This is a genomic window from Yoonia sp. GPGPB17, from assembly GCF_037892195.1.
GTDB lineage: Bacteria > Pseudomonadota > Alphaproteobacteria > Rhodobacterales > Rhodobacteraceae > Yoonia.
This window is the reverse complement of the sequence record NZ_JATACI010000002.1, coordinates 1,365,971-1,380,274: the sequence shown is the minus strand read 5'-3', so window position 1 is coordinate 1,380,274 and position 14,304 is coordinate 1,365,971. Positions and strand designations below refer to the sequence as shown.

Here is a 14,304-nt window from a genome sequence, read left to right as displayed (position 1 = left end):
AAACAAATGCGTGTGTCCCATTCAAATGCACACCGGAGGTGTCAATGTCTGACAAGAAAACATGGGAAGAAATCGCCCGCAAAGAGCTGCGTGGCAAGCCTTTGGAAGCGCTGACATGGGATACGCTGGAAGGCATCCCGGTCCAGCCACTCTACACGGCCGATGATACAGAGGGATTGCCGCATATGGGTGGCATTCCGGGTGAGGCGCCATTTACGCGCGGGGTGAAAGCGACGATGTATGCGGGTCGCCCATGGACGATCCGGCAATATGCGGGGTTTTCAACGGCGGAAGAATCGAACGCATTCTATCGCAAGGCGCTGGCGGCGGGGCAGCAGGGTGTTTCGGTGGCCTTCGATCTGGCGACGCACCGGGGCTATGACAGTGATCACCCGCGTGTCGAGGGCGATGTTGGCAAGGCGGGTGTTGCGATTGACAGCGTTGAGGACATGAAAATCCTCTTTGATGGCATCCCGCTCGATAAGGTGTCGGTCTCGATGACTATGAATGGCGCGGTGATTCCGATCCTTGCCAACTTCATTGTGGCCGGGGAAGAGCAGGGGCATCCGCGTAATGTACTGTCCGGCACCATTCAGAATGACATTCTGAAAGAGTTTATGGTGCGCAACACCTATGTGTACCCGCCCGAGCCATCGATGCGGATCATCGCGGATATTATCGAATACACCACCAATGAGATGCCGAAATTCAATTCGATCTCGATTTCTGGCTACCACATGCAAGAGGCGGGAGCGAACCTGGTGCAAGAGCTGGCCTATACGCTGGCAGACGGTCGAGAGTATGTGCGCACAGCGATTGCACGCGGGATGGACGTAGACCAGTTTGCCGGGCGTTTGTCGTTCTTCTTTGCCATCGGCATGAACTTCTTTATGGAGGCCGCCAAACTGCGCGCCGCGCGTCTGCTGTGGTCGCGCATCATGGCGGAGTTTGAGCCTAAGAACCCCAAATCCTCGATGCTGCGCACCCATTGCCAGACCTCTGGTGTGTCGTTGCAGGAACAAGATCCCTATAACAACGTCATCCGCACAGCCTATGAGGCGATGAGCGCGGTGCTCGGCGGCACACAGTCGCTGCACACAAACGCACTGGACGAGGCGATTGCACTGCCGACTGAGTTCAGTGCGCGGATTGCGCGGAATACGCAGCTCATCTTGCAGGAAGAAACCGGCGTGACCAATGTGGTCGATCCGCTGGCGGGCTCTTACTATGTCGAGACCCTGACGCATGAGCTGGCCGAGGCCGCTTGGGCGCTCATCGAAGAAGTCGAGGAAATGGGCGGCATGACCAAAGCGGTCGCCTCTGGCATGCCCAAGCTGCGGATTGAAGAGACAGCAGCGAAACGGCAGGCCGGGATTGACCGGGGCACCGAAGTGGTCGTCGGCGTCAACAAGTACCGCAAGGACGAAGAAGAGCCGATTGATATTCTTGATATCGACAATGAGGCGGTGCGCCTCGCGCAAGTGGCGCGGATTGAGGCCACGAAGGCGGCCCGTGATGCGGCGGCGTGCGAGGCGGCGCTGAACGAACTCACCCGCCGCGCCAATGAAGGCGGCAATTTGCTGGAAGCGGCGGTCGAGGCCTCCCGCGCCCGCGCCACAGTCGGAGAGATTAGCATGGCAATGGAAAAAGCATTCGGACGGCACCGCGCCGAGGTGAAGACTTTGGCGGGCGTCTATGGCGCGGCCTATGAGGGCGACGAAGGGTTCGCCGCGATCCAGTCAAGCGTTGAGGCCTTTGCCGAGGAAGAGGGCCGCCGTCCACGCATGCTAGTCGTCAAGATGGGGCAGGACGGGCATGACCGCGGCGCGAAAGTGATTGCGACGGCCTTTGCCGACATCGGCTTTGATGTCGATGTGGGTCCTTTGTTTCAGACACCCGCCGAGGCCGCGCAGGATGCGATTGACAACGATGTGCATGTGATCGGGATCAGTTCTCAGGCGGCGGGGCATAAGACGCTTGCGCCGAAACTGGTCCAGGCGCTGAAGGAGGCTGGGGCCGAGGACATCATCGTGATCTGCGGCGGTGTTATTCCGCAGCAGGACTACCAGTTTCTCTATGACAGCGGCGTAAAGGCCATCTTTGGGCCGGGGACGAACATCCCGAAAGCGGCGCAAGACATTCTGGAGCTGATCCGCAAGGCGCGAAGCTAAGCTATGTTGAGGCTTGACCATCTCGCCGTTGCCTGTACCGATCTTGCCGAAGGCACGGCGTGGGTCGAAGACCAGCTTGGCGTGAAGCTCCAACCCGGTGGGCAGCACGCGCGATATGGCACACATAATACGCTGCTTGGACTGGCCGATGGCCTGTACCTGGAGGTCATTGCGAAGGACCCCGCTGCCACACCTGAGGCGGGGCACGCATGGTTTTGTCTGGATGATTTTACTGGTCCACCACGGCTGGCCAATTGGATTTGTCAGGCCGATGATCTGACAAACGAACTCGCAAGGGCGCCAGCGGTGGTTGGCACGCCACGCGCCCTCACTCGCGCTGATCTGGAGTGGCATATCACCGTTCCGGACGATGGCAGTTTGCCGTATCAAGGGGCATTTCCAACCCTGATAGAATGGGCGGAAGGTACATATCATCCGTCAGACCGGTTACCCCAAAGTGGCGTGAAACTGTTAACGTTTGACGTTAGCCACCCCGATGCCGACAGTATCAAGCAGATGATGGACCTAAGTGATGATCGGGTCACCTTGAAGGCTGGATCACTCGGTATGCGTGCCACTTTTGAGACGCCCAATGGGGTGAGAACGCTGGGATGATCCGTGCCGCGACCCCCGCTGATGCCGCTCAGATCGCGGCAATCTGGAACGACGCGATCCGCGAGACGACAATCACCTTCAACCCCGTTGAGAAAACCGAGGATGACGTAGCGACGCTCTGCGCGCAGCGTTGTTTCGTTTGGGACGAGGACGGGCAGATACTTGGCTTTGCCCGCTACTTTCCGTTCCGCAGCGGTGAAGGGTATCGCTTCACCGTCGAGCATACGATCATGCTTCACACCGATGGCCACGGAAGGGGCGGTGGCAAACGGTTGATGGAGGCCCTTTGCGCCCATGCCAAAGCGGCTGGTATGCATAGTATGTTCGCCGGTTGCAGTGTGGAAAACGCAGGTGCTGTCGCGTTTCATGCAAAGCTTGGCTTTCAAAAGGTTGCAACGCTGCCCGAAGTGGGGTTCAAGTTTGGGCGTTGGATTGACCTCGTTTTAATGCAGAAACGCCTCTAAAGGACAGATTTCATGTCGATTTGGTCACGCATGGCCGAAGCAATCGCCGCCCTGGCAAAGGGTGAGGGGCTGTCGGCTGTCTTTGACAAACTGCGCGCTTCGCCTGATCGGACAGTGGCCTTTGCCATCGCTGTGATCGCACTTGGCGCAAAGATGGCCAAGGCCGATGGTTTGGTGACCAAAGACGAGGTTGTGGCCTTTCGCGAGGTTTTCCTGATCCCGCCGGACGAGGAGGCTAATGCCGCTCGCGTCTTTAACCTCGCGCGGCAAGATGTTGCGGGCTACGACATCTACGCCCGCCGGATCAAGGCGATGTATGGCGACGACGACCGACCGCTCTGCGACCTTTTGGAGGGGTTGTTCCACATCGCGATGGCCGACGGGGTTTATCACCCGAAAGAAGACGACTTTCTGCACGAGGTTGCCAAGATATTCGGCTTTGATGAACGCCGGTTCAGGGGTATTCGCGGCCAATTCGTCGCCGAGGCTGATCGTGACCCTTATGATGTGCTTGGCGTTGATCCGACTGCCCCGATGGACGAAGTACGTGCGTCATGGCGCAAGCTGGTGCGCGAAACGCATCCTGACCAGATGCTTGCCCGTGGTGTGCCTGAAGAAGCCGTCAAACTGGCAGAACGCCGCATGGTTGCGATCAACCGCGCCTGGGAAGAAATCCAAGGCGTGCGTGCGTGAGGATTGCCACATATAACGTCGAATGGTTCAACAGCCTTTTTGACAATAAAGGCGCGCTGATCGACGATGGCACTTGGTCGTCCCGGTGGGATGTCACCAAGGCCCAGCAAACCGCTGGATTGGGTGTTGTCTTTGCGGCGATGGACGCCGATGCTATCATGATTATCGAGGCCCCCGACACCAGCCCTCACCGGGACGCACGCAAAGCGCTTGAACATTTTGCCGCACGTTTTGGGCTGCGGGCACGAGAGGCCGTGACGGGGTTTACCAATGATACGCAGCAGGAAATTGCGCTGCTTTACGACCCTGATGTGGTGGACGCCAGACATGACCCCCAAAGCGGTGCAGAGGCCCCGCAGTTTGACGGCCAGTTCCAGATGGATGTCGACGTCGATGCGCATCCTGATCCGATTGTCTGGTCAAAGCCACCGCTTGAGGCCGCGTTGACAACCGGTAGTGGCCCGGTGCGACTGATTGGTGTGCATGCCAAATCGAAAGCTCCTCATGGCGCGCGCAACGACGCCGAGGCAACCCGCATCTCGATTCAGAACCGCCGCAAGCAATTGGCGCAATGTGTCTGGCTGCGCAAGCGGGTCGAACAGCATCTGGCGGCGGGCGAAGATCTGATCGTGCTGGGTGACTTCAACGATGGTCCGGGGCTGGATGAGTATGAGAAGCTGTTTGGCCGCTCTGGGGTCGAAATTGTTCTGGGCGAGGGCCTGCAAGAGCGGCTCTTTGATCCGCACGCCCAAATGGTTCTGTCGCGCAGGTTCGGTGCCACCCCCGCAACGGCGCGGTTCAAGCGCAAGGGCGAACCATATCTGCAAGCGTTGCTAGACTACATTATGGTGTCGCCGGGGTTGCGCCAGAAAGCGCCGAAATGGCAGATTTGGCATCCTTTTGATCACCCAGCATGCTATATGAATGTCGCCTTGCGAGAGGGGCTCTTGGCCGCTTCAGATCACTTCCCGGTCGTGCTGGACATCGATTTGTGATTTGAAATTGTGCCGCAATGTTCCTACCTTTGGGGGCATGAGACGGATCATCGCACTGACACTTGTCGCAAATCTTTCGTGGACGTCGGCGATGGCGCAAGACAGCACTGACACGCCGTCAAATGAAGGTTTCGATCTGATGGAAGAGGGCGCGCGCATGCTGATGCGGGGCCTGATGGATGAGATGGAGCCAACGATCGATGCGCTGCGCGACAGCTTTGAAGAGATGGGTCCGGCCTTTGCGGAATTTGCGCAATCTGTGGGTCCGGCTTTTGCTGAACTGTTGGAACAGGTTGATGACTTGCGCCACTATGAAGCGCCAGAGTTCTTGCCCAACGGCGATATCATCATGCGCCGCCGCCCTGAAGCACCCGTTTGGGAACCCGAGTTCGAAGGGACGGAAATCGAGCTTTAAGGTCTAGAAATCGACTTTAAGGTCTAATCGTTCGATGAGCGTTGCCGATGATACCAACTGTCATTGCCTTGAGAGCGTATGTCTTCGGCGGGGTCTGTGTCTTCTCTGGGTGCCACTGCGGGCTTGTCAAAGCCCAGTGCTTGTGACGTCACCAGACGGATGATGCGCTTGGTCGGGATGTCGATGGGTTCGGCAGCCTCATCCGGTTCGTCTACGGCGGCAGGCTGGTCTTCATCCTGCGCCTCGGTCGGAAGGCTGCGTCCAAGATCGGCGCGCAACTGCACAAGAACGGGTGCCGTATCGGCTGGGTCGGACACGGTAACTTCCTGACGTACACCAAGTTTGATGACGCTGAAGGCAGTGTTGTCCTGCTCGGGGTCATCAAGATCACTGATCGCAGATAACAAGGCTTCGGTGATATCCGCGCTGCGTGCATCCTTTGTTTCTTGCAGGATCTTTGCGATGGCATCATTCGACAGAAATTGGAGACCATCACTTGCGACGAGGATGATATCACCGGGCAAAACGGCCGTCGGCTCGTCAGGGCAATCAATCTTGTCGATCTCCGCACCAGCAATGGCGGATGTCAGCGTATTGCGATCAGGGTGATTGCGCCCGACCTCAGGATCCATGGCACCCACTTTGACCATCATGTCGATCTGCGGGGCCATTGAATGATCTTGGTTTAGCTGGCGCAATTCGCCGTCGCGGAACAAGAAAAGGGGCGAGTCGCCCACGGACACCCAATAAAGATCATCACCGCGAATGACACAGGCCAGCAGTGTCGCGCCCATGCCATAGGTGTCAGGCTTTTCTGCGATATGCTGGGTCACGCATGTGTTGGCCGCCATTGCCGTATTATACAGCAATGCCGAGATGTCGGTGATCCGTTTGTCCAGTAACATCTCTTTGCGTTTGATCTGGCTGAACACTTCAGACATCACAAGCGCGCTCGCAACATCCCCGGACAGATGCCCGCCCATGCCATCGGCCAAAACCGCAAAACCCGTTTCTTGTCCCTGAGGGAAATTGGCGATCAGACTGTCTTCCTGATAGTCACGTCCACCTTTGATTGCCGCTGTTGCGACATCGAATCTGACTGCTTTTTCCAACACATTCACCATTCAAACTTAACTGTTGTCCCCCGAGGGGCGAACATCACTCTCACAAATACAAAAGCTTACAAAACACAATCTGTCTCGAACTCTTACAAAAAGCGAGCCAAATGAGGCAAAAATCAGACTTTAGGGTGTCAAAAGTATATTTGTTCACTTTAGGTTCATATAACTGCCGATTTTTCTGCGTATTTACGAAACAGTGATCCAAACTATATTGTACTGTTGATTATTCGATCCGCCAAATGAGGCCGAAATGAGCCCTTGTGCCACTTTGCCCTGAGAATCACCATTCGGTGGCGGGCGCTTTCGACGTTACTTTTTGAATTTTACCGTTCCGGTTGCATCCATCGCAGCAACCAGCCCATCAAAGCGCGATTTAGCGACTTCGCCAAAAAGCGGGCGTGCATGTTCCGTCAACCATAGGGTGAGCTCACGTTTCTGCGGTTTCCAGTGTAGGGTGCCGGGCTCTTCATCGGCTGTCAGCCACAGCATTGCACCCAGCCGCATCGCTTTGCCAAGGACTTCGGCTTCCTTTGTTTGCACGTCATCGAGCATATCAAACAGCGCATCAAAGCGGGCATTCGCGTTTTTGCTGGTGTAGCGGTTCATCAGTGCCAGACCCAACAGAACACGTTCATAGTGTTTGAGCCCGCCAAGGTTTGCCCGTGTCGCATTGTCGAATGTCACTTCGGCGCGGTAGTCGGGATGCGCGCGCCAGCTGACATCATGCAGCAGACAGGCCGCTTTGATAATCCGTTTGCGCTGCCAATTGGCGCGGGGAAACAGCGGCTTGATGAAGTCATATAGTACGCGGCCAAACCCCGGTAGACGCGCATCCTTGGCTTCGGCAAAGCGACAGGCTTCGATCAGCGGATCGCGTTCGCGCAATGCGCGCGGCATCTGTTCATAAAGCATACCTTCACGGATACCGTAGGATGAGATTGCCACATCCTTTGGCTTGAAAGTGCGCATGAGTTCTTTCAGCACAATCGATGCCAGTGGCACCAGCGACATGCGACTATCGGATATGTTGCAGCGGCTGCGCAGGTCTTGCAGGTCTGCTTTTCGGATGTATTCGGCGGTCTTGCTAATCTGGCGCGAACTCATACGGTATTCATGTAACACCGTCAGCGGGTAGGATCGCCGTTCCATATCCACCCGTGCGATGGCCCGCCACGATCCCCCTACCAAAAACAAGCGCATGCCGATGACATTGCCCATCTCATCATGAAGCCGTTCCATCGTTTCACGCACGTAGGCCTTAACTGCTTTGCGCCCTCCCTTGATTTCGCGCAGTTTCAGCGGCCCCAATGCAGAGGTCACGCGCCGCCCAACGCGCCCATCGGCCAGATCAGCCAGCTCCATCGATGAGCCGCCGATATCGCACACCAGCCCGTAGCTACCGGGCCAACCAAGCAAAACACCTTGAGCAGACAGGCGGGCCTCTTCCTTGCCGTCAATGATCCACAGTTTGATCCCCGCTTCGCGTAAAACCTCGGCCTGAAAATCAGCGCCGTCCTTGGCTTCGCGCACCGCCGCAGTTGCGACAGCGGTCAGCGGGGGATACCCATCCCCTCAGCCAATGCTGCAAATCGTCTGATGGCCGAGATCGCGCGTACACGCCCCTCGGGATTCAAGTGTCCCGTCTGTGATAGACCTGCGCCTAAGGCGCACATGATCTTTTCGTTATAAAAATACGCAGGTGACCGCGCTGCACCGTCGAACACGACCAGACGGACGGAGTTTGAACCCACGTCGATAACCCCAACGCGACTGAGCCTTTTGGCGGCGGCATCTTCAAAAAGCGGACGTCCAAACGGCCCCCAGTCAATCGTGTCCTTTGCAGGCGCCTTTGTCATTGAAACCCTCTGTCCCCGTCCACCGGAACCTATCAGCCAAACCCCGGTATGCGTCAACCATCTGACCCATGCAGACCAAAATTGCCATTGTCCCCTTCAATACAATAGAAGTGCCATTGAAGTCCGGAGAATAGTGGGGAAGCAATGCGCTCAGCCCTTAAGAAGTATGATGATCTCACGATCGTATCCGGCGACCTGTCAGATCCGTCCGGGTTCACATTGTCAGCACTTGTGCACAATGAAATGCACTTCCTGCCCCCGTTTCTACAGCACTATCGAAAGCTTGGCGTTAAACGCTTTGTATTTGTGGACGATAGGTCCACCCATGCAACCGCCGCGTTTCTTGCTGCGCAGCGCGATGTCATCGTCTTAAGAAGCAATAACAAATACGGTGACAAGATAGACTCGGAAGATGCGGTAGCGTCGGGCCTGCCGCATCAGCGGTCGTTGTAGCGCGAGTGCATCATTTGAGTTTGACGATAGCCAAGCATTTGCATCGGCCAAATCAGTCAGCACCACCGGCATGGCCTTAGGGTGAACCTTCGCAACCTCCGCATTGGCTTCCGTTGTCAGGAACCCGAACAGATTGTCGGTGGTCTCTCCGTCCTTCAGCTTCCTCACGGATGTCCACTGCGTCCAGATACCTGCGAAGAAGCCGATAGGCTCATCCTCGCCCACCGCGAACCAGACGTTCTCTGAGGGCATGCCTTGCCTATTCCACGGCTCCGCAAAGGACGTGAACGGGACCACGCAACGATGCTCTACACCGAGCCAGCGCCGCCAGTGCGGGGACTGCGTGTTGCGGACATTGGTGACGCCGCGGTCGGTCTTCTTGCCTTTCAGCGCAAAAGCCGGGGAGGGCATGCCCCAACCGACGAGCAGTGCTTTGCCGCAAAATGGGTCTGTTAACTCGATAGCTCAAATCCAGTTTAGCTCCAAATGATGCAAGACTTACCGCTTGTGCTTACTCAAGATTAATCGGCGAGGGCACCTCTCAACCAAACTATTGCTATCAGCTAGAGGCTTAAACGCTAGGCTTTGCGTATCCGTGCCAGCAATCATTGGTCAATAACGTTGGTCAGCGATGGTCAATGAATAGCTATAAGTGTTTGAAAACAAATATTTTATACTTGATGGCGGAGCGGAGATTTTTTCTCGAACGCGTCTCTGCATGCGGGGTGCAGGGATGAGGTATGTGATATTGGTTATATATTTCATGAGTTTATGGTTTCGCGGTTATTTCCGCGCTCCTTCCTAGGCCCATTTTTGTGGCGCGCTATGCGGGATTTGATTGCTGCTTTGGGGTCGTTTTCGGTCACCTTGTTGCGGTTTTGAGAGCGTATTGTGTACTGTGGTTGTCGTTTTGCGGGATGGCAGTGTCGATAAGTGGGATTGGATTGTCGTTTGCTGGGGAGACTGTGGCATCTTCTGGGATGCCGGTGTCGATATGTATAATTGATGTTTGGCTTTAATTTGCCAGGCACCTGATTGTGTAGCGCCACCTACGCCGATGCAGCCATTGGTTTCCCGACAAGAGCTGGTCGGGCTGCGATCGCATAGTCGCACCGACATAACGTGGTCCATGACAGCAGTCACATCTCCGCGCATCTCGGCATTGCATTTGGGCGTTAACTTCGCAGTCCTGAGACTGTTCAGGACGCAGATCATAGCGTGATTGTTGCATTCATCCGAGGTTTTACCCCGCAAACCCTTGCGTGTATTTTGCGCGGTTCAGACAGATTAGTTCATTGATCACGAGGTAACTTCCATCATGAACAAAGGTCTCGACTATGGCTTCAACAGCAGCAAATCCCAACCATCCATGCGACCAAACCCACAAACATGACGCACTGCGCTATGTGCACCCTTCTTCATTGACGCCCTATGCCAATAATGCGCGCACGCATTCTGACGCGCAGGTCACGCAAATTGCGGACAGTATTCAGCGGTTTGGATTTACCAATCCGGTTTTGGTCTCCGATAATGGCGAGATCATCGCAGGCCACGGTCGGGTCCGTGCGGCGCTTACGCTAGGACTATCTGAGGTACCGACGCTGGCATTATCGCATCTCACCGAGGCCGAATGCCGTGCCTATGTGATCGCGGACAACAAGCTGGCCGAGAATGCTGGTTGGGATGCTGACATTCTATCCATCGAACTGCAGGCGCTGGCCGAGATTGACTTTGATCTTGAGCTGACTGGCTTCTCGCTGGGAGAGATCGAAGTGGTCTTGGATGGGGCAGGGCAGGCGCAGCCGGACCCAGCCTTGAACACGATTGAGGATCTCCGGCCGGGACCGGCGGTAACACAGCGTGGTGATCTTTGGTATCTGGGTGCACATCGTTTGCTTTGTGGAGATGCCACTGTCGCGACCGACATTACACGGCTGATGGGGGACGACCGGGCTGAAGTCATCTTCACCGATCCTCCATACAACGTGAGGATTGACGGCAATGTCACTGGTCTGGGGCGGCAGAAGCACCGGGAGTTTGCCGTCGCATCCGGCGAGATGAGCCGGGAGGCATTCACCGCATTCCTGACCACCACGTTGTCGCACATGGCATCCGTCGCTGTTGACGGGGCTATTGCCTATGTCTGCATGGACTGGCGTCATATGCAGGAACTGCTTGCTGCGGGCGAGACCGCCTTTGCGGAGTTAAAGAACCTCTGTGTCTGGAACAAGACGAATGCCGGTATGGGCACGTTTTACCGGTCCAAACATGAACTGGTCTTTGTCTTCAAGATAGGCACGGCCGCCCATATCAACAGTTTTGGCCTCGGAGAGAGCGGCCGCTATCGTACCAATGTCTGGGATTATGCGGGCGCCAATGTGCTAGGGCAGGCGCTTGACGAGGCGCTTGCGATGCATCCCACGGTCAAACCCGTTGAACTGATTGTTGATGCCCTGAAGGATTGCAGCCGCCGCGGCAGCATCGTGCTGGATGGCTTTGGTGGCGCTGGGAGTACATTGATCGCGGCAGACAGCTGCGGCCGCAAAGCCAGACTTCTCGAGATCGATCCGCATTACTGCGACACGATCATCCGCCGATACATCGCGCTGACCGGTGATCGTGATGTCCGCAACGCAGATGGTGAACGCTTTAGCGACCGCGCCGCAAGCGCTCAGAGCGAGGTTACAATGCCATGACAAAGAAGATTACAAAGATCACCGTTGATGACGATGGTGGCATGAACGACTTCTGGGAACAGGTTGACGCAGTAGGGCGCACCAAGATCACGATCCAAAAGGATGGTCGTCCCACCGCGCTCTCTATTGAGGAAGCCGTTCTGCAAAAGCTGGCCGCATCGGCGCTGAGCGGGAGTATACAAAGCATCCGGCAGTTCAATGAACTGCAGCGCCTGGCTGCGGAACACAAGCAGCGCGAGATCAACAGATCTGTGACGACATGGCGCGCCATCAGAGAGGCGCAGCGCAAGAGATACGTAGCGCACCGCAGGGAACACGGGACTGAGCCGCGAAGCTTCCCGCATCCCGATGATATCATGATTGATGAGCGCACCGGTGTTCAGATCATCGGCCCAATTGATGAAGACGAGTACAACGACATGCGGCGCACCAAGCGCGTCATTGATGTGTGCTTATGGCAGGATGCGCTTGAGCGACCGATCAGGGATGACGACTCGCCAACCGGGGGCCTCCTGCTGGCGATGCTTCTCAATGAGTGCTTGCCGCGCAGGGAACGGCTGAGCGACGCTGATATGATGCGCAAGGTAATGCGGCGAGAGGTCATGTCGAAACGGCAAGTTCTCAAAGAGGCCCGTCAGGCCTGGCTCGATGCAGGCCACGTTGTCAAACGTGGTGCCACATTTTGGTCAGCGGATACCATCGTAAGCCTGATCAAGATGCTTCCGGACGCCGCGCGCATTTGCGGCTCGGATAAGCTCGACGAAGACGCGCAATTGCAAGCGCTGCAAAACATGATCCGCCAAAGAGTGATGTGCGCCGACGACTGAGCCGCGGAGCTAGGTTCAACCTCATGCGCAAGATGGTTAGAAGTGATGTGCAAGCTCAGGAACGCATGAGGGCTGCTTGACTAATCAGTTAATCAAACAGCACTACTGAAGTATTCGCATTCAGAGCGACATATCGTCAGTTGGCTTGAGGCAGAAGAAAACTGTCCTCAAAGAGCAATTGTCGGCGCTGACTTGGTTGACGATGTGACACTGATTGAGATCGCGGCTATCGCTGTGCAGCCTGAAAGATGGTGTATCGCGGCGGCTGCGATTTCGAATGCTGTGATTGGATTGCAGCCCCTTCATTTATGTTGATGTGATCGGGGTCATCCTGGCCTTGAGCATCAAGGAAGGAATGGCGATATGACGTATTTTGTGGGTTTGGATGTCTCGGTGCGAGAGACAGCAGTGTGCGTTGTTGATGAAGTCGGCAAGGTAATTTGCGAGAGCAAAGTTCCAACTGAGCCGGGTGACATAGTCGCACTGCTGAGCACAATCGGTGGCGATTATGTCCGGGTTGGGATTGAGGCGGGCCCATTGTCGCAATGGCTGGTGAACGGGCTGACCGAGGCGGACCTTCCTGTGATATGCGTCGAGACCCGGCACATGAAGGCGCTGCTTAAGGCACAGCAGATCAACAAGAGTGACCGCAACGACGCCCGTGGGGTCGCCCAGATGATGCGCGTAGGCCTGTTCAAAACGGTACATGTCAAGACACTGGTGGCTCAGGAACAACGCATGCTGCTGACAAGCCGCAAGCTGCTCCAGCGCAAACTGCTCGACATCGAGAGTGACATGCGTGGAACACTGCGCAACTTCGGCCTGAAGGTCGGTGCTGTGAGCGCGCGGAACTACGAAGCACGGATCCGCGAACTGGTTGAGGGCTTTCCCAGACTTGTAGCAATCGTCGAACCGTTGCTGACAGTTCGGGCGGTGATGCATCGGCAACTGGCGACGCTTCACAAGATGCTTCTTAGCATCGTGCGTGACGACCCGGTATGCCGACGGCTCATGACAATGCCTGGGGTTGGACCGGTCGTTGCTCTGACTTACCGCACATCGGTCGATCAGCCGCACCGCTTTGTTCATTCCCGAGATGTTGGTGCGCATGCCGGTCTAACGCCTAAGCGATACCAATCAGGCGAGATCGACTATGACGGCGGCATCTCCAAGTGTGGGGACGCCATGCTGCGGACCATGCTCTATGAGGCGGCCCAATCAACGCTCACCCATTCCAAGAAGTGGTCATGGCTCAAAGCGTGGGCGATGCGGGTTGCACAACGACGCGGTTTGCGGCGCGCGACCGTCGCACTCGCCAGGCGTATTGCCGTCATTCTCCACCGCATGTGGATCGATGGCACTGACTTCCGCTTCAACAATAGCGCTGCAAAGGCAGCCTGACAAAACAGGTTCTGATCCCGAGATCTGCCCCGGAAGAATGATGTCCTCACGGGGACGACGGGTGACGTGAGTTCGCAATGTCGGCAGATCCTGCTGCGCTTGCAGCAAGGGCGCTCGAAAGATTGAACCACGTCATTCTTCTTACCCCATCATGAGGCGGCCACCCGCCGACCTCGAAGAGAAGCACGAGCTCCGTGACGGCACATCTGCGAGACAGATCAATAAATGAAGGAACATAATATGACCCAATGAACCGCTCTTGACATGGGCCGCGATAGAGAAGCCGACATTCGTTCAAGGCGCAGTACCCGTCACATCGAGTTCATTCGGCGTCCCAATGATGAGACTTCGAGGAACCAAAGGCGCATATGAGCAGTTCCAACCAGCAGCAACCGCCCAGAACCTCCGCAAACTCACAAAACTGGTGCCAGAACCGCAACCAACAGGCTGAGAGTAGCATCACACCTGCTTCGGGCTTCTCCCATCGACAGCGCCAACAGCGACTTCTTCAACGCTATCCGGACAAAACTGACCTTGGATTTTGACACTTCGCTGACGCAGCATCCCTTCGCGGTTACGGCAGGCCTACCGCTGCCG

The 14,304-nt window shown here is 56.2% G+C and carries 12 protein-coding genes and 1 pseudogene; 10 read left to right on the top strand and 3 right to left on the bottom strand.

The genetic code is table 11. The annotated features are described in order from the left end of the window. The first annotated feature begins 44 nt into the window (after positions 1-44). From scpA to QTO30_RS07425, 6 genes are read left to right on the top strand one after another with little or no spacing between them, the layout of a single operon-like run. Positions 45-2,171, top strand: a complete 2,127-nt coding sequence (gene scpA, locus QTO30_RS07450; RefSeq protein WP_340423534.1) for a methylmalonyl-CoA mutase — start codon at positions 45-47, stop codon at positions 2,169-2,171. Positions 2,172-2,174: 3 nt separating this feature from the next. Beyond that, complete coding sequence (locus tag QTO30_RS07445) at positions 2,175-2,786, top strand: VOC family protein (RefSeq protein ID WP_340423533.1); 612 nt, start codon at positions 2,175-2,177, stop codon at positions 2,784-2,786. After that, positions 2,783-3,250 (top strand): GNAT family N-acetyltransferase, encoded by a 468-nt coding sequence (locus tag QTO30_RS07440; RefSeq protein ID WP_340423531.1) that lies wholly within the window; start codon positions 2,783-2,785, stop codon positions 3,248-3,250. The genes QTO30_RS07445 and QTO30_RS07440 overlap by 4 nt, the downstream gene beginning before the upstream one ends. Positions 3,251-3,262: 12 nt before the next feature. Then, positions 3,263-3,943, top strand: a complete 681-nt coding sequence (locus QTO30_RS07435; RefSeq protein ID WP_340423529.1) for a molecular chaperone DjiA — start codon at positions 3,263-3,265, stop codon at positions 3,941-3,943. Next, positions 3,940-4,938 (top strand): endonuclease/exonuclease/phosphatase family protein, encoded by a 999-nt coding sequence (locus QTO30_RS07430; RefSeq protein WP_340423528.1) that lies wholly within the window; start codon positions 3,940-3,942, stop codon positions 4,936-4,938. Before QTO30_RS07435 ends, QTO30_RS07430 begins: the two co-directional genes overlap by 4 nt. A 37-nt stretch (positions 4,939-4,975) precedes the next feature. Continuing rightward, positions 4,976-5,353, top strand: a complete 378-nt coding sequence (locus tag QTO30_RS07425; RefSeq protein WP_340423527.1) for an AAA+ family ATPase — start codon at positions 4,976-4,978, stop codon at positions 5,351-5,353. A 23-nt stretch (positions 5,354-5,376) separates the two neighbouring features. Here the strand turns inward: QTO30_RS07425 and QTO30_RS07420 are convergent, their stop codons facing one another. After that, the gene (locus tag QTO30_RS07420) at positions 5,377-6,468 is read right to left on the bottom strand and encodes a PP2C family protein-serine/threonine phosphatase (RefSeq protein ID WP_340423526.1); all 1,092 of its coding nucleotides are present in this window, start codon (positions 6,466-6,468) and stop codon (positions 5,377-5,379) included. A 315-nt stretch (positions 6,469-6,783) separates the two neighbouring features. Further along, positions 6,784-8,330, bottom strand: a pseudogene (locus tag QTO30_RS07415) (Ppx/GppA family phosphatase). Between the two features lie 144 nt (positions 8,331-8,474). Here QTO30_RS07415 and QTO30_RS07410 point away from each other — a divergent pair. Continuing rightward, entirely contained in the window at positions 8,475-8,783 is a 309-nt protein-coding gene (locus QTO30_RS07410; RefSeq protein ID WP_340423525.1) for a glycosyltransferase family 2 protein, read from the top strand. Here the strand turns inward: QTO30_RS07410 and QTO30_RS07405 are convergent. Beyond that, positions 8,700-9,194: an SOS response-associated peptidase family protein gene (locus tag QTO30_RS07405; protein WP_340423524.1), complete on the bottom strand. Its 495-nt coding sequence runs from the start codon at positions 9,192-9,194 to the stop codon at positions 8,700-8,702. The two genes, QTO30_RS07410 and QTO30_RS07405, sit on opposite strands and share 84 nt — an antisense overlap. Before the next feature lie 926 nt (positions 9,195-10,120). Here QTO30_RS07405 and QTO30_RS07400 point away from each other — a divergent pair. The 3 genes from QTO30_RS07400 to QTO30_RS07390 all read left to right on the top strand — a co-directional run bounded on the left by QTO30_RS07400 (position 10,121) and on the right by QTO30_RS07390 (position 13,707). Further along, the gene (locus tag QTO30_RS07400; RefSeq protein WP_340423522.1) at positions 10,121-11,479 is read left to right on the top strand and encodes a site-specific DNA-methyltransferase; all 1,359 of its coding nucleotides are present in this window, start codon (positions 10,121-10,123) and stop codon (positions 11,477-11,479) included. After that, positions 11,476-12,306: a hypothetical protein gene (locus tag QTO30_RS07395; RefSeq protein WP_340423521.1), complete on the top strand. Its 831-nt coding sequence runs from the start codon at positions 11,476-11,478 to the stop codon at positions 12,304-12,306. The genes QTO30_RS07400 and QTO30_RS07395 overlap by 4 nt, the downstream gene beginning before the upstream one ends. A gap of 363 nt (positions 12,307-12,669) precedes the next feature. Continuing rightward, a complete protein-coding gene (locus QTO30_RS07390) occupies positions 12,670-13,707 on the top strand; it encodes an IS110 family transposase (RefSeq protein ID WP_340423519.1) in 1,038 nt (345 codons plus the stop codon). The last annotated feature ends 597 nt before the right edge of the window (positions 13,708-14,304 follow it).

Bases quoted from the DNA above. Each gene is read 5' to 3' on its own strand.
- scpA (WP_340423534.1), top strand. From the start codon at position 45: ATGTCTGACAAGAAAACATGGGAAGAAATCGCCCGCAAAGAGCTGCGT.
- QTO30_RS07445 (WP_340423533.1), top strand. From the start codon at position 2,175: ATGTTGAGGCTTGACCATCTCGCCGTTGCCTGTACCGATCTTGCCGAA.
- QTO30_RS07440 (WP_340423531.1), top strand. From the start codon at position 2,783: ATGATCCGTGCCGCGACCCCCGCTGATGCCGCTCAGATCGCGGCAATC.
- QTO30_RS07435 (WP_340423529.1), top strand. From the start codon at position 3,263: ATGTCGATTTGGTCACGCATGGCCGAAGCAATCGCCGCCCTGGCAAAG.
- QTO30_RS07425 (WP_340423527.1), top strand. From the start codon at position 4,976: ATGAGACGGATCATCGCACTGACACTTGTCGCAAATCTTTCGTGGACG.
- QTO30_RS07410 (WP_340423525.1), top strand. From the start codon at position 8,475: ATGCGCTCAGCCCTTAAGAAGTATGATGATCTCACGATCGTATCCGGC.
- QTO30_RS07405 (WP_340423524.1), bottom strand. From the start codon at position 9,194: ATGCCCTCCCCGGCTTTTGCGCTGAAAGGCAAGAAGACCGACCGCGGC.
- QTO30_RS07400 (WP_340423522.1), top strand. From the start codon at position 10,121: ATGGCTTCAACAGCAGCAAATCCCAACCATCCATGCGACCAAACCCAC.
- QTO30_RS07395 (WP_340423521.1), top strand. From the start codon at position 11,476: ATGACAAAGAAGATTACAAAGATCACCGTTGATGACGATGGTGGCATG.
- QTO30_RS07390 (WP_340423519.1), top strand. From the start codon at position 12,670: ATGACGTATTTTGTGGGTTTGGATGTCTCGGTGCGAGAGACAGCAGTG.